We start from the raw sequence: 25471 nt of genomic DNA on the forward strand, positions 1-25471 counted from the left end.
GGTCGAACTGAGACTCGCGGTCAGTGGGCTAGAACCCCGGGGGACTTGTCGACCATTTTGAGATAATGGGTACAGAGTCATACAGCTTTAGTACGTCAAAGACTTGCAATTGTTCCAGAGGTGGCTTGTAGCGATGAATTACACACCAATCCTCAATGAGGTGTTCAGGCTCTGGTGGTTTATCCCTATCCTGCTGGTCATCGCGGTATTCAAAACACCTTGGGTAAAGGGTTGGCTCGGAGAGTCCTTAGTCAAATTTGCAGCTTGGCTAAGGCTTCCCGCCAATACCTACCATCCATTACACAATGTCACCCTGCCCACACCTGATGGGACTACGCAGATCGATCATATCTTCGTGTCCCGGTTTGGCGTCTTTGTCGTAGAAACGAAAAACATGAAGGGCTGGATTTTTGGGGGTGAACATCAGCCCCAGTGGACACAGCAGAGATTCAAGAGATCCTTCAAGTTCCAAAATCCGCTCCTACAGAACTACAAACACGTAAAAGCACTGGAGACGGCGCTTGATGTTCCGGCTGAGACCATCCACTCGGTAGTCGTATTTGTAGGAGAATGTTCGTTCAAATCTCCCATGCCAACAAATGTCACAAAGGGTGGCGGTTACATCACGCATATCAAGTCTTTCGGCGAGCCGGTTCTCAGCGAGTCGCAAGTCCATGCTGCTCTATCTCAAATACAGTCAGGTCGGCTAGAGCCAACTCGAAAAACACACCATCAGCACGTCCAGCATCTCAAAGCTCGTTCCGATCTCTCAACAAGGCGCAGGTGCCCCAAATGTGGGAGCCTCATGGTTTTGCGCACAGCCAAAAAGGGAGCAAATGCTGGTAAACAATTCTGGGCGTGTTCAGCTTATCCAACATGCAGGACAGTACAAAATACCTCCTAAGGGTCCTGCAGGAATTTTCATCGGGCACAATGTCTTATTGATGATGTGAATCAGGACGACTGCTGTGATCAAAATACCGGTCACTAATACCAATAATGACTGACTGGCTGCATGGGGTCGTGTGCTGCCAATCCTGACTAGTACCAAGAGCCGAGTGCCTTTGTGCGTTGCATCGCAACTACAGGGGTCGTGTGCTGCCAATCCTGACTAGTACCAAGAGCGGTCACTACAGCCATGTGCGTGGTCAATCGCCATCCGAGATCCTTCAGTCCTCGATGAACGAATCCGCTGGCGGTATCCATCTTCAACGCCCATGTAGGTATCGCAACGACGCAGATCCGGGATTGCACTTAATCTGTGCAAGCTAACGTCTATGCACTAAGATAGTGCGCTTTTGGGCGGCTATCGGTGCATATGCGATGAACAACCTCACCCCGGCTCTGGATACCTTGTTTCTGTTGCTCGGCGCCGTCCTCGTGCTGGCCATGCATGCGGGCTTCGCCTTCCTTGAGGTGGGCACGGTCAGACGCAAGAATCAGGTCAACGCCCTGGTCAAGATTCTGGCCGACTTTTCGATATCGACGCTGGCCTATTTCTTCATCGGCTACGCGATTGCCTATCACACCAATTTCCTGCATGCAGCCGGCGAGCTTTCCCTGGACAACGGCCGGGCGCTGGTGCGTTTCTTCTTCCTGCTCACCTTCGCCGCTGCGATTCCGGCCATCGTTTCCGGCGGGATCGCCGAGCGCGCACGCTTCTATCCGCAGCTCGCCGCCACCTTCGTTCTGGTGGCGCTGGTGTATCCCTTCTACGAGGGGCTGACGTGGGGCGACAACCTGGGCTTCCAGGCCTGGCTCACGGCGCACTTCGGCCATCCGTTCCACGACTTTGCGGGCTCCGTGGTGGTGCATGCCATGGGCGGCTGGATCGCGCTGGCGGCGGTGCTCATGCTCGGCCCGCGCCACGGTCGCTACGGCAACGAGGGCGAGATCTATGCGCATCCGCCGTCGAACATCCCCTTCCTCGCGCTGGGTGCGTGGATACTCACCGTCGGCTGGTTCGGCTTCAACGTGATGTCGGCGCAGAACATCCAGGACATCAGCGGTCTGGTCGCGGTCAACAGCCTGATGGCGATGGTCGGCGGTACGCTGGCGGCCCTGCTCGCCGGACGCAACGATCCGGGTTTCGTGCACAACGGCCCGCTCGCGGGGCTGGTGGCCGTGTGTGCCGGCTCCAACCTGATGCATCCCATCGGCGCCCTGATCACCGGCGCCGTGGCCGGGGGGCTTTTCGTCTGGCTGTTCACGCTGACGCAGAACCGTTGGCGCATCGACGACGTGCTCGGCGTCTGGCCGCTGCACGGGCTGTGCGGCGCCTGGGGCGGGATCGCCGCCGGCATCTTCGGCCTCAAGGCGCTGGGCGGCACCGGCGGTGTGAGTTTCTGGTCGCAGCTCGTGGGAACCGGGCTAGGCGTCGCCATCGCCTTCGGAGGAGGGCTGGCGGTCTATGGTGCGCTGAAGCTGACCGTCGGCATTCGTCTGACCCAGGAACAGGAGTACCTGGGCGCGGACCTGAGCATCCACCGTATCAGCGCGACGCCGAAGTACGACGACTAGCGTCGCTCAGTAGTCCGCGATGCCGGCCATGCCGACGTAGCCGGGCAGGCGCTGCACGCGGCCCAGCCAGGCGCGGATTGCGGGGTATGCGCCCAGCGGCAGGTCGCCTTCGGGGGCGAGGGCGACATAGGGGTAGCAGGCCACGTCCGCGATGGTCGGGTGGCCTTCGGAGGCCAGCCAGTCGCGCCCGGCGAGCTGGGCCTCCATCACGGTCAGCGCCTGCCGGCCCATTTGCTGACATTCCTCTAGATTGAAGGGGCGGCCCATCTTGACCACGGCGCGCGCACGGGCGAGGCCGTAGAGAATTTCGTTTTCCGACACGGCCAGCCACTGCATCACGCGGGCGAGTGCGAGCGGTTCCTCGGGCAGCCATTGCGGGCCGGCGTAGCGGCGTGCCAGATAGACCAGGATGGCCATCGAGTCCCATACGATCTCGCCGGCGTCTTCCAGCACCGGCACCTGCCCGCGGGGATTGATGGCACGGAAGGATTCGCTGACGGTGTCCTCGCGCTGCAGCGAGTGCAGCGTATAGTCGAGGGAGAGCAGGCCCAGCATGAGGCGGATCTTGTGGCAGTTGCCGGATACGTCGAGATCGTAGAGTCGCATGTGGCCTCTCAGGGGTAGGCGCCGCGGACCCTAGCCGTGGTAGTAGTAGGCGTCCACCCGCGCGGGGGGCAGGTTCAGCGGTACGAAGCTATGGTGACAGGGGACGAAGTCCATCGGCAACCGCCTGCACGCGCTGCGGAAATGATACGTGAACTGCACGAAGACCGTACTCGCTTCCGCGACCTTGCGCAGCTCGCCGAAGATCGCCTGCACGGTGTTCTTGGGCAGGCTGCGCAGCGGCAGGCTGGAGACGATGGCGCGAATGCGTTCGTGATGCGGTCCCAGCAGCTTCGACAGATGGCAGGCATCGCCCTCGATCACGCGCACGCCGGGGAAACGGCGCCGTAGTTGTGCCGCCAGACGCGGCGAGTATTCGATGGCCCAGATCTGTTCGGGAGGAATGCCGCGGGCGAGCAGGGCGGCGGTCACCGAGCCCAGGCCGGGACCCAGTTCAACGACGATGCCGTCGCCTTCGGGGACCTGGCCGGCCATGCGCCGTGCGAGTGCCCGAGAGCTGGGGAAGAGGGCGCCGGTCTGGCGCGGGTGTGCGATGAATTCACGTGCGAATTGCCAGATTCCTCGGCTTTGGGTCATGCGCTCATCTGCCTCGTTGTCATGTGCCCGCTCAGGCTTTGCCTCGTTATGCGTGCGTGAGCCGCCGATTGGCAATAAGCCCTGGTTAATGGCGGCATTAGGATAGCAGTTCCTCCGGCTTGCCGTGCAAGACACGGCTGAAGATGACCGGCACGGCGATCAGTACCAGCGGCATCTGCACCGCCAGGCCGGCGATGATGGCCACCGCCAGCGGCTGTTGCATGGCTGAGCCCTGGCCGATGCCGAGCGCGAGCGGCAGTAGCGCGAGGATGGCGGCCAAGGTGGTCATGGCGATCGGCCGCAGTCGATTGACGCCGGCTTCGATCAACGCCTCGGCCGACGGCAGGCTGGCGCTGAGCAGGACCAGCTCGGAGAAATAGAAAATGGCGACCTCGGTGACGATGCCGAGGATCATGGTCATGCCCATGAGCGCCGTGATGTTGAGTGTCTGCCCGGCGATCCACAGGCCGGTGAACACGCCGAACACTGCGAGCAGGGGGGCGGAGATGATCGCCAGCGCGACGCGGAAGCGTTCGTACTGGAACAGCAGGGCGAGGAACAGCAGGGCTGCTGCGGCGACGAACACCACGCCGAGGGCATGGAAGGCGATCTGCTGCTGCTTGTACAACCCGCCGAGGGTGTAATAGACGTGCTTGGGTAGCAGCCCCGGTGTGGCCAGGGCCTGGCGCACGTCGGCGATGGCGCCGCCGTACCCGCGCCCCTCGATGCGCGCGGAGACGGCGACCATCGGCTTGAGGTTGTAGCGCGTGATCTCGGGCACGCCTGTCACGCGGCGGATGGTGGCGATGCGCGACAGCGGCACCAGGTGCCCGTCCGGCGCGCGTAACAGCAGGCGCTCGATGCGCGCGCGGCTGCTGCGCAGCGCGGACGAGGTCCACACCCGCACGCCGATCACCTGTTGGCCCTGCTGGATATGTGTGGTGACCACGCCGCTGAGATAGGCGTCGAGCTGAGCGGTCACCTCAGCGGGCGTCAGGCCCTCCAGCGCCGCCTTGATGCGGTCGACGCGGATATTGAGCGCATCGCCTGCGATCACCAGCCCGTCCTGCACTTCCTTGAGCCCGCGGATCTGCCGGATGCGTGCCGCCACCTTCGGCGCCAGCTTGACGAGCTGCTGCCAGTCGTCACCGAACAGGCGGATGACCACCGGTCGTGGCGAACCGGTCAGGTCGCCGATCAGGTCCTGCATCGGCTGGTTCATGTCCTGCACCGTGAGACCCGGCACGTCGTCGTGAATGCGTCGGGCGATGCGGTCCATCACCGCCTGCTGTCCGCGCGGGCTCTTGAGGCGTACAAAGAAGTCGCCCTGGTTGGCCTCGGTCACCCCGCCGCCGAGCTGGGTGCCGGTACGCCGCGACCAGGTGTCGACCTGGGGCGTGGTGCGCAGGATGTGCGCGACCTGGTCGAGCAGCCGGTCGGTCTCTGCCAGCGAGGTACCGGGCGGCGTTTGATAGTCGAGCACGAAGCCGCCTTCGTTCATCTGTGGCATGAAGCCGGAGGGCACGTGCTCGAAGGAGATCGCGCCGGCGACGAGCAGGGGGATCAGTCCGGCGAGCAGCCACAGCGGGCGACGCATCAAACCCTGCATCAGACGTCGGTATATCTGTTGGGTGGCGCGGGTGATGCGCCCGCCGGCGTCGTGCTGGGCGTCCTTCGGGCCGAGCAGGCGGGCGGCGATCAGCGGCAGGGCCAGCCAGGCGAACAGGAAGGAGATGACCAGCGAGGTGGCCATGGTCAGGGCCAGTGCCTTGAAGAAGGCGCCGGTCACGCCGGAGAGGAAGGCCAGCGGCACGAAGATGATGACCGTCGCGGTGCTTGACCCGGCCAGCGGCTGAGTGAATTCGCGTGCCGCGTCGAGCACCGTGCGCGGCCCGTGGCCCTGCTGGATTAGACGCCGGACGAGGTGCTCGAGCATCACGATCACGTCGTCGATGATCAGGCCGACCGCAGCGGCCATGCCGCCTAGGGTCATGATGTTGAAGCTCATGCCCAGGGCGTAGAGCAAAGCGCTGGCGGCGGCGAGCACGCCCGGCACCACCAGCAGCGCGATCAGGGTGAGCTTCCAGTTGCGCAGGAAGATGAATAGCACCAGGGTCGCGAACACTACGCCGAGGATGATGGCGTCGCGCACCGACCCTGCCGAGTCGAGGATCAGCCCACTCTGGTTGTACCACTGGTGGATGTGCAGATCGGCCGGCAGGCGCGGCTCGATGGATTTCAGTCGCGCCTGGATCGCCCGATCGATGGCCACGGTGTTGCCGCCGAGCTGCTGGTAGACGGTCACCAGCACGGCCTGATGGCCGTTTGCGGTGACCGTGATCCATTGCGGGCGAGTGGCCAGTCGCACGGTGGCCACGTCGTCGAGCGTCACCACGCCGTCCTTGCCGGTGCGTAGCACCGTGTGGCGGATCTCGGCGAGGTCCTTGAAGCGGGTGTCGGAGAGTAGCAGGAACAGCTTGTAGTGGGCCTGCAGCCGGCCGACCGCGCGGATGATGTTGGCGGCGGTAAGTGCGCGTTCGACATCGCCCATGGACAGGCCGAGGGCAGCCAGGCGTGCGGGATCGACGGTGACACGGTATTCGGCCGTCTGCCCGCCCATCACTCCGATGTGGCGCACGCCCTGAACGCTGGAAAGCAGCGGCACCAGCTGGTAGCGCGCGATATCGCGCAGCTGCACTTGGCTCAGGTGCGTGGAGGTCAGGCTGTAGGCCAGCACCGGGAACTTGGTCGGGTCCATGCGATGGACCTCGAAGTGGGTGCCGGCCGGCAGCCGCGGCAGCACCTGATTGAGCGCCGCCTCCACCTGCAGGACCGCGCGCGGCATGTCGGTGCCCCAGTTGAAGCGGACATCGACGTCGGCCGAGCCGCGGCTGGTGGCCGAGCTGATGGCGGTGACCTTGGGCACACCGCGCAGTGCCCGTTCAACTACGCGCGTGACTTCCAACTCCATCTGGCTGGCCGGGCGGTCGCCGGCGTCGAGATAGACCACCACGCGCGGGAAGGCGATGGCGGGGAACAGGGAAACAGGCATGCGCAGGGCGGAATAAATGCCGCCGAGTACGAGCAGCAGCATCAGGAACAGCACCGAACGGCGGTGGGCCTGCAGCCAGGCCGCGAAGCTGCGTTCGCGAGGGGTCATGAATGGCCGGCGGCTAGACGCACGGCCATGCCGTTGCGAAGTTCGTAATTGCCGACGGTGACCACGGTTTCGCCAGCGTGCAGGTTGGGTGCGCGGACCGCGATGCGGCCATCGCGACTGATGCCGGTGGCGATGTCGAGGCGTTGGGCGTGTCCTTCCGCGACCACGAACAGATAGGCACCGTTGGCGTCGTGCAGCACGGCGGAAGACGGCACGGTCAGCGTTTCATGCTGCTGCAGGTCGATATGGCCACGCATCCACATGCCCGGGATGAGGCCGAGGGTTGCGCTGCCGGAAAGCGGTACCACGGCGTCGACCAGATGCGTGGATGGGTTGATCACCGCGTGGACCTGGCTCAGGTCGGCGTGCAGCGGCTGATTGCGGGCAAACACCGGGCGAAGGACCACCGGCATGCCGGGGTGTAGCCGGGTGACGTCCTCGGGCTCGATGCCGAGGGTGACCCACAGGCGTTCGCGCGCGCCGAGCGACAGCAGCGGGGCGCCGGCCTGCACGCGGTCTCCTGGGGCCACGTCGAGGCGGGTGACGATGGCCGGCTGCGGCGCGCGGATGATCTGTTCGGCGTGATCGGTGCCGAGGCGCCGCTCGGCGCGCAGGGCGCCCTGCGCGTTGACCAGGGATTGTTCGGCCTTGGCCAGCTCGGCCCGGGTGGCGAGCTGTTCGGCATACAGGCTCTTGACCTGGGTCAGATTGCGACGGGCGTACGCGACCTGGGCGCGGGCCTGTTCGTAAGCCAGCCGTGCGGTGGGGTCGGTGGTCAGCGTCAACAGTGGCTGGCCTGCCGCCACCTGCTGGCCGAGCCCGACCCACAGGCGCGCGATTTGCCCGCCATGGGCGGCGCTGATGCCGGTTACGTGTTCCGGATCGGGTACGATCTGTCCGTAGACCGTCAGCCGCTGGCCGATGCGCTCGCGGTGCACGGTGCCGGTTTCAATCAACACGCTCGGGCCTTGTGCGGCGGCCCAGGCATGGCCGGTCAGCAGCAAGGCGGCCACGGTCAGCGCGGCGCTGAAGATGCGTCGGCGGATCATACGCCGGACGCCTTGGCGGGTACGCCCGTGGGCACATGTCCGAGCAGGGTGTCGAGAGCGATCGCGCCGTCGAGGTGCTGCTGGTTCAGGCGGATGGCCTCAAGCTCGCGTTCGATCAGGCTGGACTGGATGTCCACATAGCTCGCGCCGCCGAGGTCGCCTGCGGCGAAGGCGCGGTCGGCGTTCTTGGCTAGGCGACGCAGTTCGGGTAGGCGCGTTTCAAGCGTACGGCGAGTGGCGTCGATGGTGTGCAGGCGTGCTGCAAGCGCGAGGGCCTGATTGGCAGCCGTGTCGAGACGCGCCTGATACTCGGCGCGCAGCTCGCGTCGGGTGGCGCGGGTGATCGCAATCTGGCCTCGATTGCCATTGAAGAAGGGCAGGCTGAGGGTGATGCCGATGCCCTCGGTCTTGATGCCCGAGGTGTCCGACGCCTGGGTCAGTCCCACGTTGAGCGTGGGGAACTGTCCGAGAATGGCCGCCCGGTAGCGCGCGTCGGCGCTGCGGTAGCCTGCGCGCAGGGCGAGCAGGTCGGGACGCCGGCGCGGCAGTGCCTGCAGGGCCGCGGTCAGTGCCTGGCTATTCAGCAGCGTCACGGGTGGCGGACTCTGCAGCACCCAGTGCGCATCGGCTTGCAGGCCGAGCAGCCCGTTGAGCTGGCTGCGCGCGTCGATGATGGATTCGCGTACCTGGGCCAGTCGGGCTTCGGTGCTGGTCAAGGTCACGAGGTCGGCCGCCGCCGTGTTGAGCGTTACGTCGCCCCGCTGCAGCGCATGTTCCACCCGCTTCTGGCGGGTGCGGTAGAGGACGATGTCGCGTTCGAGCAGTGTCGCCTCCTGCTGCAGCGACCATAGTTGCACATAGAGTTGCTGGGCGCGCTCGCTGGTCTGCCAGGACTGCCAGGCGACATCCAGCACCTGCTGCAGGCGTGCCGCGCGTGCTGCGTCGATGCGGTCGCCACGGGTAAACAGCCAGTGCAGATCCGCCGACAGTCCGGCGCTGTAGGCATTGACCAGCCCAGGTCCGGACGAGGTCACGCGATCGAAGTTGTAGCCCAGGCTGGGATCTGGGATCAGACCCGCTTCGTAGAGCGAGGCGGTCGCGATTCCGATCTTCAGTCGCGCGGCGCGCAGTGTCGGGTCGTCGGCCACTGCACGGCGTGCGGCCTGGGCGAGGCTCAGGGTCTTAACCGGCGCGCCCGCGTTCGTCGGCGCAGCCGCAAGATCCGGCTGCGTGGGCAGGGGGGCCGCGTGATAGGTCGCGCAGCCGCCGAGCAATACGGCGGCCAGCGCAGTGGGCATGAAACGGGAGACTCGCCTCATCAGCGTCCGAGGCGGAACATGCCGCGCAGGGTGTCGTGTCCGAGAAGCTGATGCAGGATCGCGATCAGGCCGTGGCCGATCCAGTAGGCCCACATGAGATTGGCCAGCGTGCCGTGGATAAAGGCGGCAGTGTGATAGCCGGCGCTTTCCATGCGGCCGGCCTGGAGCATGAAATACATGACCGTGCCGGTGAAGCCCATGGCGGTTGCGAGCAGCAGCCCGAGGCCGTGGATGAAGCCGGCAAGCCCGCCCTGTTCGCTTTCGTCGGGCAGGCGCAGGCGCAGCAGACCGCCGAGTTCGCCGAAGACCTCGCCGATACCCCGGCCGGTCCAGGGGAAGAGATGTTCGAAGGTGACGCGTTCCGCAGCGGCGAGGTAAACCCAGTGGATCAGGATGATCGCCGCAGCAAGCAGGCCGACGTATTCGTGGGTGATCAGCGTGGCGTGCTGGATGAATGTCTGGTGCTTGTCGTCCGGTCCGGCCATCACCAGGCTCAGAAAGAGCTGTGCGGTGATGGTCAGAAACAGCCCGAGGTGAAGCCAGCGTATGGGGCGACTCCATTTCGTCGTTGAACTCAATGAGATCATCCTTTGAGAGATGGTTCTAGTTGCTGAATGTAGCATGCATGCGCTTGCCGTAGGCTGTGATTGATTTACAACGCAAGTTTGCCATCGAATGCGCAGCGCCGTGCATTACAGAATTATTAACAGATTGCAATGCGTAGCTGTGGGCGCTTGAGTAAAATACGCCGATGCGTGTTCTCGTTATTGAAGATGACCGTGAGGCCGCGATCTATCTTGCGCGGGGGCTCCGGGAAAGCGGCTACGAGGTCGATCACATGGCCGACGGCAGCGAGGGTCTGGTGGCTGCCGTAAGCGGCGACTATGACCTGTTGGTCGTCGATCTCATGTTGCCGGGCACGGACGGAATTTCGTTGATCGCGGCCCTGCGTGCCGCCGGCCGGGCGACGCCGGTGCTGATTCTGTCGGCACTCGGCGAGGTGGACGATCGCGTCGCCGGGCTCAAGGCCGGCGGCGACGACTATCTGACCAAGCCGTATGCCTTTGCCGATCTGCTGGCCCGGCTCGAGGCATTGCAGCGGCGCGGCCGGGCCGATCAGACGGTCGATGACCGGCTCGAAGTGGCGGATCTGGTGCTGGACCGCGCGCGTCATCGCGTGACCCGTGCCGGACAGACGATCCACCTGCAGCCGCGCGAGTTCAGGTTGCTTGAATACCTGATGCGGCACGCCGGACATGTGGTCACTCGCACCATGTTGCTGGAACACGTCTGGGATTATCATTTCGATCCGCAGACGAACGTGATCGATGTCCATGTGTCTCGCCTGCGGGCGAAAATGGATCGTGACTTCGATATTCCTCTGCTGCACACCGTCAGGGGTGCAGGTTACCGCTTGGGTTATGGCGATCCTTGACCCCGGGGGTCGTGCCCGCCGCATGGAATCAATCTCGCCCATGGATGACATTGTCGTAGCGCCCGCCCCGACTTCGCGCGTGCGCAAAGCCGATCTGGACGAACCGCCAGGGCCGCGCCTGGAACAGCGTCTGCGCCGCTATCTCGCAGCGCTTGCCCTGCCAGAGTCCCTGGTGGACGCATGGGTTGAAGAGGCCTCCCGGGAGGAGGCCGATGGCGCCGAGGCCTTCTCACGGCTGCGTAGCCTGATGGCTGCGCATTGGCGGGAGCAGGTCGGCGACGCGACGATGAATGATGCCGCCGCTGCAGCACGGTTTCGGGTCTGCCGCGTATTCGCCTCTGAGGCCGATGGGTCACGCGGCTGCGCGCCGCGCGTCGATGTCCTGTTCGCGCTGCCCGACATAGACCGTCGCACCATGGTGCCGGAGGCTTGGGGCGAATGAAGCCATGAGCGGCGTGCCGGCACCTCATGCCTACCCCTGGGCCAGATCGGCGCTCTGGCGACGTGCGCTGCTGGGCTTGCTGGTCCTAATTCCCAGTGTGGTCGCCAGCGAATTTATGGTAGGCATCCTGCCGCATCCGGGCTTTGATGTGATCGACGATGCCCTGGCGATCGTGTTCGGCTTGTTGTTCGGCTGGGTGTCGATCGGCCTCTGGACTTCGGTGTTCGGAGCTCTGGTTCTCCTGTTCGGCTCGCGGCGCTGGGTGTCCTTGCCCTCACCGGAATCAGGTACCCAGGCAAAACCCGGCGAACGCACGGCGGTGATCATGCCGATCTACCGCGAGGAACCGGAGCGGGTGACTGCCGCAGTGGAGGTGATGTACCGCGCTCTGGATGAGATCGGCCGGCTCGACGAGTTCGACTTCTTCCTGCTGAGCGACAGCGACGATCCCGACGCCTGGGTGAACGAGGAGGTTGCCTGGGTCAACCTGCGTCAGCGCCTGGGGGGCGGGGCGAGGGTCTATTACCGGCGTCGGCGCAACAACATCAAGCGCAAGAGCGGCAACGTGGCCGACTTCTGTCGCCGTTGGGGCGCACGCTATGGCTACATGGTGGTGCTGGACGCGGACAGTCTGATGAGCGGTGAAACCCTGGCCAGCCTGGCCGACGCCATGCGCGCCAACCCGGGCGTGGGTCTGATCCAGACCGTGCCGTCGACCGTCCATCAGAACACGCTGTTCGGTCGTCTCCAGCAGTTCGCCAACCGCCTGTACGGCCCTGTTTTCTCCGCCGGGCTGCATTTTTGGCAGCTTGGCGAGGGGCATTATTGGGGGCACAACGCGATCATTCGCATCGCCCCCTTCATGCAGCATTGTGCGTTGCCTCGGCTGCCGGGCGGGGGCATGCTCGGCGGCGACATTCTCAGCCACGACTTCGTCGAAGCGGCGCTGATGCGTCGTGCCGGCTGGAGCGTATGGCTGGCGCACGATCTACCGGGCAGCTACGAGGAAGCCCCGCCGACCCTGCTCGACGAACTCAAGCGCGACCGGCGGTGGGCGCAAGGCAATCTGCAGCACGTGCGGCTGGTGTTCGCGCGCGGGCTGAACTCCGCGCATCGGGTCGTGTTCGTTAACGGCATCATGGCCTACGTTTCATCCTTGCTGTGGTTCGTGTTCCTGTTGCTGTCGAGCCTGGAGGCGGTGCTGCACGCGCTGATCCCGCCGGATTACTTCCCCGACAAACACGTGCTGTTCCCTGTGTGGCCGGTGTGGCATCCGCACTGGGCGATTACCCTGGCGGGCTTCACCCTGGCGGTACTTTTTCTGCCCAAGGTGCTGGCGGTGCTGCTGGCCGTGCTGAGCGGTCGCGCCCGGGAGTTCGGCGGCGTGGTTCGGCTGATTGCGGGGGCGCTGGTGGAAAGTGCGTTCTCGGTGATTCTGGCGCCGGTGCGCATGCTCTTCCACACCCTGTTCGTGCTCGCCATCCTACTGGGGCGTCAGGTCCGTTGGGGCAGGCAAACGCGTGGCGACGCCAGTACCGGATGGGGTGACGCACTGCGCCATCACGGTCCTGGGACCCTGCTCGGCGTGGCCTGGGCCAGCGCGGTCTATCTGCTCAATCCAGGTTACTTCTGGTGGCTGATCCCGGTGATGGGGGCTTGGGTGATCGCGATTCCGGTCTCGGTGTGGACCAGTCGGGTGCAGGCCGGTACGGCGTTGCGTCGCGCGGGTTTGCTGCTGACGCCGGAGGAGGTTGCGCCGCCGCCGCTATTGCAGGCCTTTCAGGGCGCGATGTCGGCCCAGGCGGGCGATGCGTCCAGGGCGCGCGGGTTCATCGCGGCGGTGGTCGACCCCGGAGTCAATGCCATGCATTGCGCCCTGTTGCGGGATCGGGTCGGCAGCGTCAGCGAGGAGGTGGCGCTCAGTCGTCGCCGCCTGCTGCTGGATGCGCTCAAGCTGGGACCGCAGGCGCTGGATCGTCGGCAGCGCATGATGCTGCTGACGGATGGCGAGGCACTCACGGAACTGCACTGGCGAGTCTGGTCGCTGCGCGAGGAACTGGCGCGGCGCTGGGGTTTGGCTGTTACACGGGAGGCAGGATGAATCGGAATCAATGGCGGATCGGTCGCGGTTTGCGCGGATGCGGCGCACTTGCGCTCCTGGCAGGCGTTCTGACGCTGGGCGGCTGTGCCACCCCGCAGGCGGTGAAACAGGCTTCGGGGGATGCCCAGGATGCGCTGGCGCGTAGCGAGACGAACAGCAGCCAGTTGGCGGCGGAACGCAAGGCACGCGAGGCGCTGGCGGCCGACCTCAACGCCAGACTCAAATCACTGGGCGAGAGCCAGGCTACCCTGCGTCAACAGTTGGCGGCAACGGATGCGCGCTTGGCGAGCGACGAAGCAAAATACCGTCGCCAGTTCGCTCAGTTGCGCACCGACACCCCCGCCCTGGTGACGGCAGCTGCAAAACCCGCATCCACCCATGATTTCATGACCGAGCTGACCCAACGCGTGCGCGAGGCGGCCAAGCACCCATACCAGTCGCAGCAGACGGTTCCGCAGCCCCTGATTTCCCTGAATTTTCCCGCCTACCAACGGCTGAAGTTCCACGGCAAGGTGCCGGGCTGGCCTTCCGCATCGCCCTTGCGGATGAGTTTCTACCCGGCCGGTTATCTGTTCCATCATCCGGTAGGCATTTATTTGCTGGAGAATGGCAAACCGGTCGCGTTGAAATTCTCTCCCGCCGATTTCAATTTCGGGGCCGACACGGCGAAGCAGCTGACCGGCGACGTACCACTGGCTGGGTTCAGTCTGTACTACCCGTTCACACCGGGGCACGGCGTAGACGAATTCCTGTCCTTCCTCGGCGCCAGCTATTTCCGCGCCCTGGGCGAGGGGCAGGCCTGGGGACTGTCCGCACGCGGTCTGGCGGTGGATACGGCGGTCGCCCATCATGCCGAGGAGTTCCCCTACTTCCGCGATTTCTGGATCGTGCCGCCGAAGCCCGGCAGCGACACCCTGAGTTTTTATGCGCGTCTCGACAGCCCCAGTTTCACGGGGGCCTACCACTTCGTGGTGCATCCCGGCCGTGAGACCACGGTCGACGTCAATATGGTTTTGTTCGTGCGCAAATCCGTGAAAAGACTGGGCATCGCGCCGCTGACCAGCATGTATCTTCAGGGTCGTGACGGCGGACCGCGCTACGATCCCTTGATCCGTGCGGCACACGACTCGGATGGCCTGTCCATCGAAACCCTGGGTGGGCGCTGGCTGTGGGTCCCATTGCGGGATCCCAAGCGACTGCAGGTCGACCGGATGTCCATGGAGGGCATCAAGGGTTTTGGTCTGATGCAGCGGTCGAGACGTTACGACGATTATCAGGCCTGGGGCATGGAGTACCAGAAGCGCCCCAGTGCGTGGGTGACGCCGACGGGAGGCGACTGGGGCAAGGGGCACATCGTGCTGGTCGAGCTGCCGACGCGCACCCAGACCAACGACAACATCACCGCGTTCTGGACGCCGGCATCTGCGCCCAAGCCGGGACAGAGCCTGAGTTTCAGCTATCGCATTGCCTGGCAGGGCGACCGTCAGACCGAACCGCCGCTGGGACACGTCGTCAGTACGCGCTACGGCAAGGCCGATGGCAATCTGACCTATGTCGTCAATTTCCGCGGCGGCGACCTCGACAACCTGCCGGCCTGGATCAAGCTCGATCCAGAGGTTCACATCGACGGACCCGGCCAAATCACCAAGGCCTGGGCGGCCAAGAACTCAGCCACCGGTGTCTGGCGATTGGAGTTCACCGTAAAGCCCAAGGGCGATGAGCCGGTCAGGGTGAAGGCCGATTTGGCCTACGACAAGCGGCCGCTGACCGAAACCTGGGAGGCGGTGCTGCCGCATGACTGATCGTGAAGGTCGGGGGTAGTAGCGATGTTGCCGAACCCGCGGCGCAGGCGCTATACCCTGTTCCAGACCACGGCCTTCCGGCTGTCGTTGTTCTATGCGTTGCTTTACAGCCTGATCACGGCCGTGACCCTGGGCGTGATCTACTGGTCGACCACGCGCTACATCACCGCTCAGGTGGACGCGGCCCTGGCCATCGAGCGGAGCGCACTGCTGCATGACTATCGCAAGGGTGGCTTGTCGGCGCTTGCAATCACGGTGAATAAGCGGGCGCGCAACGACGTCAGCGGGGGGCATTTCTGGTTGCTTCTTGGGGGGGGCGATCACAAGCTCGCGGGCAACTTTCTCGCCTGGCCGAAAGGATTGGGACGCAGTGCGGGCTTCGGCTATATCAACCTCGATAGTCGCAGCATCCCCAAGCCGCAGCGCTCAGATGATGACGATGTTGATGTACGTACGCTGGCTACCTCACTCAAACCGGGTGTGACCCTGCTCATCGGCCAGGCCCTGAGCAACGAGGAACAGCTGGCCGATCACACCTTCGAACTGGTGGCCTGGGGGGTCGGCGTGATTGCCTTGCTGTCGTTGCTCGGTGGCGTGCTGATGGGGCGGAACGTACTGCGTCGGCTGGAGGCGGTCAGCGAGACGGCGGGAGAAATCATGGCCGGGCGCCTGTCGCAGCGCATCCCGGTCGCCGGACGCGGCGACGAATTCGACGAACTGGCCGAACGGCTCAACACCATGCTCAGCCGCATCGATCAGCTCGTCTGCGGCATGCGCGAGGTGACCGACAATGTCGCGCACGATCTGCGCAGTCCATTGACGCGGTTGCGCAACCGGCTGGATGTTGCCCTGCTGGAGGCGCGCGAGCCGGCGGAGTATCGCGAGGTGATCGAGGGTGCGGTGGCGGATCTCGAGGGCATCATCCAGACCTTCAATGCCCTGCTCAGCATCGCGCAGGCCGAGGCCGGCATGCGCCGCAGGGATTTCTCGCCGGTCGACCTGGTTGCGCTGACCTCCGATCTGGGCGAGCTGTACGGCGCGCTCGCAGAGGAAGCCGGTCTTGTCCTCGACATCGAGGCCGTGGCCGAGGCGCGCGTCGATGGGCACCGGGATCTGATCGCCCAGGCCGTGGGCAATCTGCTCGACAATGCGATCAAGTACACGCCGGCCGGCGGGCATGTGCGACTGACGCTGGCACGCGAGGTCGGGCGCGTGAAACTGACGGTCAGCGACAGCGGGCCGGGCATCCCTAGCTCCGAATACGAACGGGTGATGCAACGCTTCGTGCGCCTCGACGCCGCGCGCAGTTCGCCCGGCAATGGGCTGGGGCTGGCCTTGGTCAAGGCCGTTGCCCAGCTGCATGGTGCCACGGTGAGCCTGGGCGATGCGGGGCCCGGACTCGCGGTGACGCTGGATTTCCCGGCGCTCTGACGCCGGCGCCGCGGCTCGCTACAATCGGCGCATGAATCTGACCCCTCGTTTACGTCAGTTGCTCGCGCTCGGCCTCCTGCTGGTGCTGCTGCTGGCGCTCCTGCTGTCGCTGGCGATCACCGATCTCGCACTGCGGGTCTGGCAACGCCTGTCGGCCCTGCCGCCCTGGGTCTACGTGACCTACGGGGTGCTGCTGGTGGTCTTCCTCGGCGCTGGTTTTTGGCTGCTCTACCGTCTGCTGCGTTCGCCCCGCCGTGCGTCCGCCGACTTGTCGGATGCACCGTTGGACGAGACCGGCCTGGAGGCGCGTCTGCAGGCCGCCGAGGCGCGTGGTATCGATGTCGCCGCAGCGCGTTCGGAGCTTGCCGAACTCGGTGCGCGCCGTGCCACGGGCCATCTGTATGTGGCCTTGTTCGGGGAGGTCAGCGTCGGCAAGAGCAGCCTGATCCGCGCGCTGATTCCGGGTGCCGAGGCGGAGGTCGGCGTCGAGGCGGGCGTCACCCGCGAGGTGCGGCACTACCGATGGCAAAGCCCGGCTGGCGACGCGCTGGTGCTGGCCGACGTGCCCGGCATCGGCGAGGTCGGCGGCGAGCTGGACGAGCTGGCCGCGGAAGAGGCGAGGCGCGCGCAACTGGTGGTTTACGTGACCGACGGCGACCTCACGCGCAGCCAGCAGACCGTGCTCGAACGCCTGGCCGCGCTGCGCAAGCCGCTGTTGCTCGCGCTCAACAAGAGCGACCGCTACAGTGCGGCCGAGCTGGAGACCGTGGCCGCGCGTCTGCGCGAGCGCCTCGCCGCGGCTGACGTGGCGGCGCCGGTCGTTGCGGTCAGCGCGGGCGCGCAACGAGAGGTGCTGCGGGCCTTGCCGGACGGCGGCGAGACGCGCGAGCTGCGCACTGGGCCACCGGAGGTCGAGGCGTTGCGCGATGCGCTGCAGCGTGCGGTCGACGGCGATCCGCAACTGCTGGAACGGCTGCGCGACGGTGCGATCTTCGCCCTCGCCGCCGAAAGACTGGCGGTGGCGGAGCGCGACTGGCGCCGGCAGGCGGCCGACCGGGTGATCCGATCCAGTTCGCGCAAGGCCGCCCTCGCGGCGCTGGCCACGGTGGCGCCGGGGGCGGACGTGCTGGTGCAGGGTTACATCGGCACGGCACTGGTGCGCGAGCTGTGCGAGCTGTACGAGATTCCCGTGCAGACGATCGACATCCAGCAGTTTCTCAAGAGCGTGCAGACCCGCGTCGGGCGGGTGATGCCGCTGGTGCTGAGCGTGGTGGGTAATGGCCTGAAGGCCTTTCCCGGCCTCGGCACGGTGGTCGGCGGCGTGGTGCAGGCGATTGCCTACGGGTTGATCTTCGATGCGCTGGGGCGTGCACTGGCGCGTACACTGGAAACCCGCGGTCGCCTGAATCAGACCGCGGTCGACCAGGCATTCAGGGAGGTGCTCGGTGAAGATCTGGAAGCGCGTGCGCGGCGTCTGGCCGAGTGGCTGGTCAAGAATCAGCGCGGACGCGGAGACTGAGGGGGCAGACGTAACCTCGGGGCAGGGCGGCGAGCGCCATCTGGCGCTGGCGCGCGAAAGCCTGCGCGAACTGCTTGAGGACGAGCGCGTGCCTCCCGGTGTGCGCGAGGAACTGGCCGAGGACTACGCGCGCGTCCAGCGCCTGCTGAACAAGATCGAACACGGTCATGTGCACGTGGCCGTGTTCGGGCGGGTGAGTGTGGGCAAATCCGCCCTGCTCAACGCATTGCTCGGCGAGCAGCGCTTTGCGACCAGCCCGTTGCACGGCGAAACCCGGCGCAGCGAGGAGGCCTGCTGGGAGTCCTTCGACGCCGGTGGCGTCTATCTCATCGACACGCCCGGCATCAACGAGGTGGCCGGCGAGGCGCGGGAGCGCTTGGCGCGTGAGGTGGCCACCGAGTCCGATCTGGTGCTGTTCGTGGTCGACGGTGACATCACCGCGGCCGAGCACGAGGCTCTGGGCTGGGTGATGCACGAGCAGAGCGCGGTGATTCTGGTGCTGAACAAGGCCGACCGCTATACCGAAGCCGAGCGCGCGACCCTGCGTCAGGTATTGCTGTCGCGTCTGCAGGGCCGCCTGCCCGAGGAGCGGCTGGTGCTTACCTCCGCCGCACCCGCCGAACGCATCCGCATCCGCGTGGATGCGCAGGGACACGAAACCGAGGAACGCGTGTGTCCGCCGGTCGACGTCGACGAACTCAAGCTGCGCCTGTGGGCGGTGCTCGAGGCCGAAGGCAAGACCCTGGCGGCGCTCAACGCCGGTCTCTTCGCCGGTCGCCTGAGCGAACGGGTGGCCGAACGCATCCTCGCGACCAAGCAGGCGATCGGCGAGCGGGTGATCCGCCTGTATTGCCTGTCCAAGGGGGTGGCCGTCGGTTTCAATCCGATCCCGGGCGCCGATCTGGTGGCGGCGGTGATGCTGGATGTCGGCATGGTGGTGCATCTGAGCCGGGTCTATGGCATGCCGTTCTCGCGGGTGGAGGCGGGCCGTCTGGTGGCGGTGATTTCAGCACAGCTCGCGGCGCTGATGGGTACGGCGTGGACGCTTAACCTCGTGGCCGGACTGCTCAAGCTCGGCAGCGGCGGCCTCTCCACGCTGGCCACGGGTACCGCGCAGGGCGCGGTGGCCTATTTTGCAACCTACGTCGTTGGCCGCGCGGCAGAACGTTATCTGGCGGCCGGCAAGTCCTGGGGCGAGGGCGGGCCCAAGCGCATGGTGCGCGAGATCCTCGATTCGCTGGATCGCGACTCGATGCTGCGCGAGGCGCGCGTGGAGATTATGGCGCGGCTCAAGGGGCGTAAGCCCGCAGGTGAAAAATAACCGACTAAATCGCTATAATATTTTCCCCGTTCAAACGTCTAAGGATTGAACGCGGCCATGCGGCCGTCACCCGGGGGAATCCAATGAGCGTGCCGTCACCTGTTTATCTCTGGGGTCTTGTCCCGCTCGGTCTGCTGGGCATCGGCCTGCTGGCGCACAAATTCCTGGCCGTTCGCTGGCCGGCGCTCGGCGATTGGTTGCGACGGCGCACCTGGCCATGGACGCTGCGCATCGTCCACGTGTTTCTGCTGGCGTCCTTCATCGAGTTGATGCTCAGCGGCGTGGCGATCTATCTGCCCGATCTGCATGCGGTGCTGTTGCCCTGGCTACAGACCATCTACGCGCTGCACGTGTGGCTGGGGACGGCCTTTCTGGTTGCCCTGCTGTTTTCGCTGCTGTCGTCGCCGCGGCTGGTGCGGCGCGTGCGACTGATCGACTGGACGCTGGTGTCTGCAGGAAGCCTGTTTCTCGGCGTTAGCGGCTACGTGCTGTGGTTCGACACGACCTTCCCCGTGTACTGGAATGCCATCGCGTTTAGCTGGCACGGCTGGGTGGCGTACGCGCTGTTGGCGTGGCTGCTGGTGCATGCGTTTCTGCGCACCTTCTCGTTCCAGCGCAGCAGCCATCCGCTGAACTGGCGGGTCGATTTCACCCGGCGTCGTTTCCTATCCATGGGCGTGTCGTTGGTGGGCGCCAGTTTTGGCCTGCTGGGGCTGGCGGGTCTGCGGCGCAGGCCGGATCCGACATCCGGCGGGGCCGACAGCATGGCCACCAGTGATGCGGCTGCGCAATGGGCCTTTCCCGAGCATTACAGCTATACCGGCGCCTACCCCGAGGTCGATCCGGTGGGCTTTCGGCTGTCCATAGGCGGGCTGGTCGAGCATCCGACGGCGCTGAGTCTCGACCAGATCAAAGCGCTGCGGCCAACGCACGCGCGCAGCAGCTTTCACTGCGTTACCGGCTGGAGTGTCCCCGATGTCCCGTGGGACGGTGTGACCATGGATGCGCTGTTCGCGCAGGCGGGTTTGCGACCGGAGGCGAGATACCTTGTCTTCTATTCGGCAGACGGCGTGTACGTTGACTGCCTCAGTCTGGCGCAGGCGCATGCGCAGGGCGCGCTGCTCGCTTACGGCATAGCCGGTACGCCGCTGCCGACGCGTGGAGGTTTCCCGCTGCGGCTGGTAGTACCTGGCATGTATGGTTACAAGTCTGTCAAATGGGTCGATCGGGTCGTTGCCACGGCGCATCCGGTTGCGGGCACATGGGAACAACAGGGTTATCCGGCTGCTGCCTATCTGGGCAGCGTGAAGACGGGGTTTTGACGATGGCCTGGTAGTCGATCAATCCCCGTTATCCTTGAATCCAGCATATCTATTGTTCATCATCCGACGCATGCGTGGATGGAACCCTTTTGGCGTTGCCGGCGTGTCGATTAGGTGATGAACAGTCAACGACTCAGCAAATGGTTCACCCGGCCGCTGCCGCCTGACGACTTCGAGGCGCTGATGGCGCCGCACGTCGAGACCTTGTATCGCGTCGCCTACCGGTTTACCGGACACCAGGAAGATGCTGAGGATCTGGTACAGGATCTGTTGATCAAGCTGTACCCGAAATCGGCGGAACTGGCCAGTATCGATGTCCTCCGTCCCTGGCTGATGCGCGCATTGTACAACCTGTTCGTAGATGGGCGCCGGCGCCACGCGCGCAGCCCCCATGGACACCTGGATGCGCATGCGGAACACGAGGAAGACGGTGGGTGCACCGGCGTCTGGGATCGGATCGCCAGCGATGAAGCAGGGCCCGAGACAAGCGTGGAGCATGGCTTGCTTGGCCAGCACATCATGGAGGCCATGGAGGCGCTCAACGAAGAACAGAAGGCAGTCCTCATGTTGCACGATGTCGAGGGCTACAGCCTGGTCGAACTGTCGGAAACGCTGGACGTGCCGGTCGGGACGTTGAAGTCGAGATTGTTTCGGGCGCGTCGCGCGCTCAAGGACAGCCTGATGGCCCGCAAGGTGGGACAGAGGGATCTCTATTTTTTGGACGAGGTGATGACCGATGAACTGCCCAGTCTATCGTAGGCGTTTTGATCGGTATCTGGATGGCACGCTGGCGGCCGAGGAGCGTCGCGACGTCGATGAGCATCTGGCCTTTTGCCCCGCCTGCCGTGAGCATCTGAGTTGGGAGCGGCGGGTGTGGAACGAACTCCGTCAGCTGCCTGTGCCGCCGATGCGCAAGGCTTTTGCCAGTGAGGTCCTTGCCGCTGCCGTGAAGCAGCAGCCGCAGCGTAAACCGCTGCGCCAGCGGATGATGGGCTTGGCCATCGCCGCTAGCCTGTTGGCCGGTATTGGCATCGGCATCGGCGTGCAGCGTGAGGCCCAGCACAATAGTGCTTCTGTGGTTCAGCTCGCCGAGGGTAAGGATACGATCCGACTCGTGTTCAATGCCTCCAAGCAGGTGGAGGGCGTGCGCTTTACGGTCATTCTCCCGGCGGGCGTCGAGATTGCAGGCCATCCCGGCGAACGTGAGATCGTCTGGCACGGTCGGCTTAAACAGGGCAGGAACCTGTTGAGCCTGCCGTTGGTTGCGGACCGACCTGGCCATGGTGTCTTGAGGGCTGAAGTGCAGTACGGACAGTATGCGAGGGAAATCCAAATCGGCGTGCACGTTAAGGGGCACAGCACATTGTCGAAGATTTGATACGGCGCTGAGGGTGGCGGTGGATTGGAAGGGATTAAGGAATGGGTTTGATGCATCATTACACTAAGAATTCACATCGACCGCACCATGTCGCCTGCTTGCTACTGCTTGGTGGGGCATTGGTGTACGCATTACCCTGTTTTGCTGCTGGCCAGGGACTAGATGTTACGATAAGCGTCGCCGGACCATCGCAGGATCTTCCAGCAATGATCGAGCATGAAATTGCACTACCTGAATCGGCAAGGCGGGTGCAAGGTGATTTGCTCCATAGAGACGGTCACCATGAAGGGGGAGATGTGCGTGGTGATGCCGGTTCCGATGCCGATCCGTCAAAAGTAATCGGGCAATCTGAAAGCCTGCATCAGGAAACCGGCCCAGTGGAGCAACAATCACAGGAATTGCTGAACCAGGCTCAACAAAGTGCACAGACGATGGATGACCAGGGAGGTGATTCAGACTAAGCTGCAACAGTTGAATATAATCAAAGCTTAGTCTAAACATGGCCGGGCGGATCGAATGCGGTCAGATTTCCGTGTTTGCGTGCCAGTCCGTCTGCACAGGGAGTGTTTAATGCGCCTCAAGCTTGCGTCGGCAGCTTTGTCGATTTGCATGTTACTGTCGGTAGATGCTGCGCAGGCATCGACGATAGGTATGAATGCCTTTAGTAAAGGTGTCACGGCGTTTCGTTCTGGAGACTACCAAATCGCGTTGTCGGAATTTCTGCATGCGCGTGTTGCGGGTATCCAGTCGAATAACCTTACCTATGATCTTGGCTCGACCTATTTCAAGCTTGGGCGGTATGACGAAGCCGCTCGTGAGTTCGAGTTATTGGGCCGAGATCCATCGCTAACAGCTCTGGCCCACTACAATTTGGGCCTGATTGCCTTGCGCAAGGGTGTAAAACCAAAAGCCGAGACTGAATTTAAGCTCGCCGCAAAAACGGCTACCTCGAGCAAGATTCGTGCGCTTGCTTACGAGCAGTTGCAGCGCATCCATCCTACCTCAGCCCCTGTTGCGCGCTGGGTGGGTTTCGCCAATCTGGGCGGCGGTTACGACAACAACGTGTCTTTGTTGTCACGTTCGAGCTTGATCGCAGCGGCCGGTCAGGGTTCTTCCTTCGTACAATTCCTGGCTGGGGCGATAGGTCAGATCACAGGGACACCCGATCATGGTTTGAAAGTGATCGGGACGGTTTATCATGTCAGCTATCCCGCACTGAATACCTACAACCAGACGCTATTGCGCGTAGGCTTGGCGTATCGCCAGCCGTTATCGGGCTGGATTACCGAAGGGGCTGGGTACGTTAATTACAGTTATTTGCATGGTGCGGCATTCGAACAATTCAACTCGCTGGAATTAAAAGGGTGGCATGTATTGCCCAATCATTGGCGATTGGGGTTGAAGTATCGATATAGTCGTATTACAGGTATGTCCACCTATGCTTATCTGTCCGGCAGCCAACAACAGGCAAGGGTGGAGTTGCGCTGGCACGCGAATGGGTTGGATTTGCGTACAGGATACGAGATCGAGTGGAATCAAAGATCGAACCTTGCGATAGGCACCCAGTTCTACAGTGCTTCGCCGACTCGCAATGAGTTGTATTTGAGAGCTGATTGGCCCGTGACAGCGCGTACCAAGTTGTTTACCCATCTCAGCTACCAGCATAGTCGCTACGATTCACCGGACGTCACTTTGCAGGGTGCTACCTTAGTTAGCAAAACCCGTGTTGATGACCGCTACCTTGAATCGCTCGGCGCGCAGTATCGACTCTTTCCTCGCTGGTATCTTGTCGGCGAGTATCAACACACCCATGCTAATTCGACATTCAGTATTTATTCGTACGATAGCGACCGCTATTCGCTACAGATAGAACATTACTTCTGAACGCCCCTTGCGTTTCTTCCCGCGCACTTCTATGTGTGTCGAATATTTAAGCTTGGCGCCGATTGTATGGCCTGCGCATCCCCGATCTTTATACGTTATTCGCAAGGGGATTAGGGTAGGAGGCGTGCCGGGAACTCAGAAATACGCTCCGCTCCCGGCACGCGAAACTGGCTTACGACAGCTTGGTGGTAATCGAGTCCGACTCGCCCTTGTTGTCGACCCAGCTGAGCTTCAGGCTTTGGCCAGCTTTGCCGCCTTCGACCTTGAATGACAGGAATGGATTGGTGGATATACCAATACTCCAGTTGGCGACGAAAACCTGCTTCCCGTCGAGCTCGGCCGTCACTTGCTCAATGAAGTGGGCCGGGATGATTTTGCCGGTCTTCTTGTTTTTCTGCAGACCAGTCGTCATTGGATGATTGATCAGGCTTTTGACGTCAGTCACGCCGCCGTTGACACTCGCGCGGATTCTGATGGTATTGCTAGGCATTGGGTCGTTTCCTCTCGAATTTGGATGCCGTCGGGCGGAACTTAGCCGCCGCAACCGCCGATGGTTACCTTGACTTCCTTGCTGGCGCTGTAGAGCTTGCCGTCAGCGGAGCGAACGACGCCCATCACCTTCATCGTCTTGGCCAGCTTGATACGGGTGGAGACGTACGGCATCGCGCCGTTGCTCAGTTCGTAGCTGGAATTCAGCGGGAAGGGGTTGTCCGGAGTAAAGATGGAAACCGTCTTGGCACCCTTGAGTTCGGAAGAAATGGTGACCGGCACGACGGCGCCATTTTCAGCGATGTCGGGCGCGTGGACGGTGACATGCCCGCTCGCTACCGCGTCAGTACCATCGATGATCTTCATGGCTTCCTTCATGTTTTTGGTGTGGAACGCATCCTTGGGCCAGGCAGCAAGGACGGTCTGCGGGGTCAGCAGACCGGCTCCGACGGCCACGCCGATAGCGCTAGCTGTCAATGAGCCCCGGAGAAAAACTCGGCGTTTCATATTCATGCGTTGATGCTCCATCTCTCGTTACAAGGTGTACAGAAAATCGACGATCTTATTGATCTGTGCTTTCGTCAGGATATGGTTGGCGCCGAAAGGAGGCATGGTTGTATTCGGATTTCTGTGGCGCGGATCCCATATCTGTGCGAACAGTTTTTCCCGATCAGGGAATCGGTGTTTCATCGCTACTAATGGTGGTCCGATGTCGCCAGGCATGTTGGCACCTTTGATCTGATGGCATGCTAAGCAATTGCCTTCCGCGCGATTGAAAGCGAGAGCCTTGCCTGCGGCGATATCGGCGGCCGTAGGTTCGCTGGCGTGAGCTATGCCTGGTATGGTCCCCAAACATCCGAGCAGTGCTGCCACGGATACCATGTTCGAGAACATTTTTGCGGGATGCCGCATTGTCAGCCTCCTTCGTTCTATAGCCTTGTAATGTAACGGTGTTATTGGATGTCGATGCATGCGGGGCGGGTAGATCATCGACCGGTGATCCTAAACCCGGCGCATCTTACTACTATATCTCGGACACCCCGCAAAGCAAGGAAGACGCTCCGTCTGGAGACACCGTGCAAGGCTAATGGCGCAGGTC

Annotated in this window: 23 protein-coding genes; 14 read left to right on the top strand and 9 right to left on the bottom strand. The window is 63.3% G+C overall.

The genetic code is table 11. The features are described from left to right. Window positions 1-133: 133 nt before the first annotated feature. Both BJI67_RS16635 and BJI67_RS03940 read left to right on the top strand, forming a co-directional pair. On the top strand, window positions 134-904 hold the full coding sequence (locus BJI67_RS16635) for a nuclease-related domain-containing protein (protein WP_083250972.1): 771 nt from the start codon (window positions 134-136) through the stop codon (window positions 902-904). Window positions 905-1323: 419 nt separating this feature from the next. Next, entirely contained in the window at window positions 1324-2520 is a 1197-nt protein-coding gene (locus BJI67_RS03940; protein ID WP_070071927.1) for an ammonium transporter, read from the top strand. Between the two features lie 6 nt (window positions 2521-2526). Here the strand turns inward: BJI67_RS03940 and BJI67_RS03945 are convergent, their stop codons facing one another. The 6 genes from BJI67_RS03945 to BJI67_RS03970 all read right to left on the bottom strand — a co-directional run bounded on the left by BJI67_RS03945 (window position 2527) and on the right by BJI67_RS03970 (window position 9826). Continuing rightward, on the bottom strand, window positions 2527-3126 hold the full coding sequence (locus BJI67_RS03945) for a glutathione S-transferase family protein (protein ID WP_070071928.1): 600 nt from the start codon (window positions 3124-3126) through the stop codon (window positions 2527-2529). A gap of 30 nt (window positions 3127-3156) precedes the next feature. Next, window positions 3157-3720, bottom strand: coding sequence for a class I SAM-dependent methyltransferase (locus tag BJI67_RS03950; protein WP_070073936.1), 564 nt, complete (start codon window positions 3718-3720; stop codon window positions 3157-3159). A 97-nt stretch (window positions 3721-3817) separates the two neighbouring features. Continuing rightward, entirely contained in the window at window positions 3818-6880 is a 3063-nt protein-coding gene (locus BJI67_RS03955; RefSeq protein WP_070071929.1) for an efflux RND transporter permease subunit, read from the bottom strand. Then, entirely contained in the window at window positions 6877-7929 is a 1053-nt protein-coding gene (locus tag BJI67_RS03960) for an efflux RND transporter periplasmic adaptor subunit (protein WP_070071930.1), read from the bottom strand. Before BJI67_RS03960 ends, BJI67_RS03955 begins: the two co-directional genes overlap by 4 nt. Beyond that, window positions 7926-9227: a TolC family protein gene (locus tag BJI67_RS03965; protein WP_197513300.1), complete on the bottom strand. Its 1302-nt coding sequence runs from the start codon at window positions 9225-9227 to the stop codon at window positions 7926-7928. Before BJI67_RS03965 ends, BJI67_RS03960 begins: the two co-directional genes overlap by 4 nt. Window positions 9228-9247: 20 nt before the next feature. After that, on the bottom strand, window positions 9248-9826 hold the full coding sequence (locus BJI67_RS03970) for a cytochrome b/b6 domain-containing protein (RefSeq protein WP_197513301.1): 579 nt from the start codon (window positions 9824-9826) through the stop codon (window positions 9248-9250). 173 nt (window positions 9827-9999) lie between these two features. Here BJI67_RS03970 and BJI67_RS03975 point away from each other — a divergent pair, with 173 nt between their 5' ends. The 12 genes from BJI67_RS03975 to BJI67_RS04025 all read left to right on the top strand — a co-directional run bounded on the left by BJI67_RS03975 (window position 10000) and on the right by BJI67_RS04025 (window position 23883). Then, window positions 10000-10683 (top strand): response regulator transcription factor, encoded by a 684-nt coding sequence (locus BJI67_RS03975; protein WP_070071933.1) that lies wholly within the window; start codon window positions 10000-10002, stop codon window positions 10681-10683. 40 nt (window positions 10684-10723) lie between these two features. Continuing rightward, window positions 10724-11125, top strand: coding sequence for a hypothetical protein (locus tag BJI67_RS03980; protein ID WP_070071934.1), 402 nt, complete (start codon window positions 10724-10726; stop codon window positions 11123-11125). Between the two features lie 4 nt (window positions 11126-11129). Further along, window positions 11130-13226 (top strand): glucans biosynthesis glucosyltransferase MdoH, encoded by a 2097-nt coding sequence (mdoH, locus tag BJI67_RS03985; RefSeq protein ID WP_070071935.1) that lies wholly within the window; start codon window positions 11130-11132, stop codon window positions 13224-13226. Continuing rightward, window positions 13223-15028 (top strand): glucan biosynthesis protein, encoded by a 1806-nt coding sequence (locus BJI67_RS03990; RefSeq protein ID WP_070071936.1) that lies wholly within the window; start codon window positions 13223-13225, stop codon window positions 15026-15028. The genes mdoH and BJI67_RS03990 overlap by 4 nt, the downstream gene beginning before the upstream one ends. Before the next feature lie 24 nt (window positions 15029-15052). Continuing rightward, window positions 15053-16459, top strand: a complete 1407-nt coding sequence (locus tag BJI67_RS03995) for an ATP-binding protein (RefSeq protein WP_070071937.1) — start codon at window positions 15053-15055, stop codon at window positions 16457-16459. 31 nt (window positions 16460-16490) lie between these two features. Continuing rightward, entirely contained in the window at window positions 16491-17978 is a 1488-nt protein-coding gene (locus tag BJI67_RS04000; protein ID WP_070071938.1) for an Era-like GTP-binding protein, read from the top strand. Further along, the gene (locus BJI67_RS04005; protein ID WP_231940895.1) at window positions 17905-19299 is read left to right on the top strand and encodes a GTP-binding protein; all 1395 of its coding nucleotides are present in this window, start codon (window positions 17905-17907) and stop codon (window positions 19297-19299) included. Before BJI67_RS04000 ends, BJI67_RS04005 begins: the two co-directional genes overlap by 74 nt. An 83-nt stretch (window positions 19300-19382) precedes the next feature. Next, window positions 19383-20621, top strand: a complete 1239-nt coding sequence (locus BJI67_RS04010) for a molybdopterin-dependent oxidoreductase (RefSeq protein WP_083250619.1) — start codon at window positions 19383-19385, stop codon at window positions 20619-20621. 117 nt (window positions 20622-20738) lie between these two features. Further along, window positions 20739-21380 (top strand): RNA polymerase sigma factor, encoded by a 642-nt coding sequence (locus tag BJI67_RS04015; RefSeq protein WP_070071939.1) that lies wholly within the window; start codon window positions 20739-20741, stop codon window positions 21378-21380. After that, entirely contained in the window at window positions 21358-21999 is a 642-nt protein-coding gene (locus BJI67_RS04020) for an anti-sigma factor family protein (protein ID WP_070071940.1), read from the top strand. The genes BJI67_RS04015 and BJI67_RS04020 overlap by 23 nt, the downstream gene beginning before the upstream one ends. Before the next feature lie 206 nt (window positions 22000-22205). Beyond that, window positions 22206-22460: a hypothetical protein gene (locus BJI67_RS17260; RefSeq protein WP_156782018.1), complete on the top strand. Its 255-nt coding sequence runs from the start codon at window positions 22206-22208 to the stop codon at window positions 22458-22460. A gap of 109 nt (window positions 22461-22569) precedes the next feature. Then, a complete protein-coding gene (locus BJI67_RS04025; RefSeq protein WP_197513302.1) occupies window positions 22570-23883 on the top strand; it encodes a tetratricopeptide repeat protein in 1314 nt (437 codons plus the stop codon). A gap of 172 nt (window positions 23884-24055) precedes the next feature. Here the strand turns inward: BJI67_RS04025 and soxZ are convergent, their stop codons facing one another. Genes soxZ through soxX form a run of 3 tightly spaced genes read right to left on the bottom strand, consistent with a single transcriptional unit; the run spans window position 24056 to window position 25284 of the window. Next, entirely contained in the window at window positions 24056-24373 is a 318-nt protein-coding gene (soxZ, locus tag BJI67_RS04030) for a thiosulfate oxidation carrier complex protein SoxZ (RefSeq protein ID WP_070071942.1), read from the bottom strand. 41 nt (window positions 24374-24414) lie between these two features. After that, on the bottom strand, window positions 24415-24885 hold the full coding sequence (gene soxY, locus BJI67_RS04035; protein ID WP_070073939.1) for a thiosulfate oxidation carrier protein SoxY: 471 nt from the start codon (window positions 24883-24885) through the stop codon (window positions 24415-24417). A gap of 21 nt (window positions 24886-24906) precedes the next feature. Next, on the bottom strand, window positions 24907-25284 hold the full coding sequence (soxX, locus tag BJI67_RS04040) for a sulfur oxidation c-type cytochrome SoxX (RefSeq protein WP_197513303.1): 378 nt from the start codon (window positions 25282-25284) through the stop codon (window positions 24907-24909). Window positions 25285-25471 lie beyond the last annotated feature (187 nt).

Origin of the sequence: Acidihalobacter aeolianus (assembly GCF_001753165.1) — a bacterium.
Classification (GTDB): domain Bacteria; phylum Pseudomonadota; class Gammaproteobacteria; order DSM-5130; family Acidihalobacteraceae; genus Acidihalobacter; species Acidihalobacter aeolianus.

Coding starts and splice junctions, on each gene's coding strand:
- BJI67_RS16635 (WP_083250972.1), top strand. CDS start 134: ATGAATTACACACCAATCCTCAATGAGGTGTTCAGGCTCTGGTGGTTT.
- BJI67_RS03940 (WP_070071927.1), top strand. CDS start 1,324: ATGAACAACCTCACCCCGGCTCTGGATACCTTGTTTCTGTTGCTCGGC.
- BJI67_RS03945 (WP_070071928.1), bottom strand. CDS start 3,126: ATGCGACTCTACGATCTCGACGTATCCGGCAACTGCCACAAGATCCGC.
- BJI67_RS03950 (WP_070073936.1), bottom strand. CDS start 3,720: ATGACCCAAAGCCGAGGAATCTGGCAATTCGCACGTGAATTCATCGCA.
- BJI67_RS03955 (WP_070071929.1), bottom strand. CDS start 6,880: ATGACCCCTCGCGAACGCAGCTTCGCGGCCTGGCTGCAGGCCCACCGC.
- BJI67_RS03960 (WP_070071930.1), bottom strand. CDS start 7,929: ATGATCCGCCGACGCATCTTCAGCGCCGCGCTGACCGTGGCCGCCTTG.
- BJI67_RS03965 (WP_197513300.1), bottom strand. CDS start 9,227: ATGCCCACTGCGCTGGCCGCCGTATTGCTCGGCGGCTGCGCGACCTAT.
- BJI67_RS03975 (WP_070071933.1), top strand. CDS start 10,000: ATGCGTGTTCTCGTTATTGAAGATGACCGTGAGGCCGCGATCTATCTT.
- BJI67_RS03980 (WP_070071934.1), top strand. CDS start 10,724: ATGGATGACATTGTCGTAGCGCCCGCCCCGACTTCGCGCGTGCGCAAA.
- mdoH (WP_070071935.1), top strand. CDS start 11,130: ATGAGCGGCGTGCCGGCACCTCATGCCTACCCCTGGGCCAGATCGGCG.
- BJI67_RS03990 (WP_070071936.1), top strand. CDS start 13,223: ATGAATCGGAATCAATGGCGGATCGGTCGCGGTTTGCGCGGATGCGGC.
- BJI67_RS03995 (WP_070071937.1), top strand. CDS start 15,053: ATGTTGCCGAACCCGCGGCGCAGGCGCTATACCCTGTTCCAGACCACG.
- BJI67_RS04000 (WP_070071938.1), top strand. CDS start 16,491: ATGAATCTGACCCCTCGTTTACGTCAGTTGCTCGCGCTCGGCCTCCTG.
- BJI67_RS04010 (WP_083250619.1), top strand. CDS start 19,383: ATGAGCGTGCCGTCACCTGTTTATCTCTGGGGTCTTGTCCCGCTCGGT.
- BJI67_RS04015 (WP_070071939.1), top strand. CDS start 20,739: ATGAACAGTCAACGACTCAGCAAATGGTTCACCCGGCCGCTGCCGCCT.
- BJI67_RS04020 (WP_070071940.1), top strand. CDS start 21,358: ATGAACTGCCCAGTCTATCGTAGGCGTTTTGATCGGTATCTGGATGGC.
- BJI67_RS17260 (WP_156782018.1), top strand. CDS start 22,206: ATGATCGAGCATGAAATTGCACTACCTGAATCGGCAAGGCGGGTGCAA.
- BJI67_RS04025 (WP_197513302.1), top strand. CDS start 22,570: ATGCGCCTCAAGCTTGCGTCGGCAGCTTTGTCGATTTGCATGTTACTG.
- soxZ (WP_070071942.1), bottom strand. CDS start 24,373: ATGCCTAGCAATACCATCAGAATCCGCGCGAGTGTCAACGGCGGCGTG.
- soxY (WP_070073939.1), bottom strand. CDS start 24,885: ATGAATATGAAACGCCGAGTTTTTCTCCGGGGCTCATTGACAGCTAGC.
- soxX (WP_197513303.1), bottom strand. CDS start 25,284: ATGCGGCATCCCGCAAAAATGTTCTCGAACATGGTATCCGTGGCAGCA.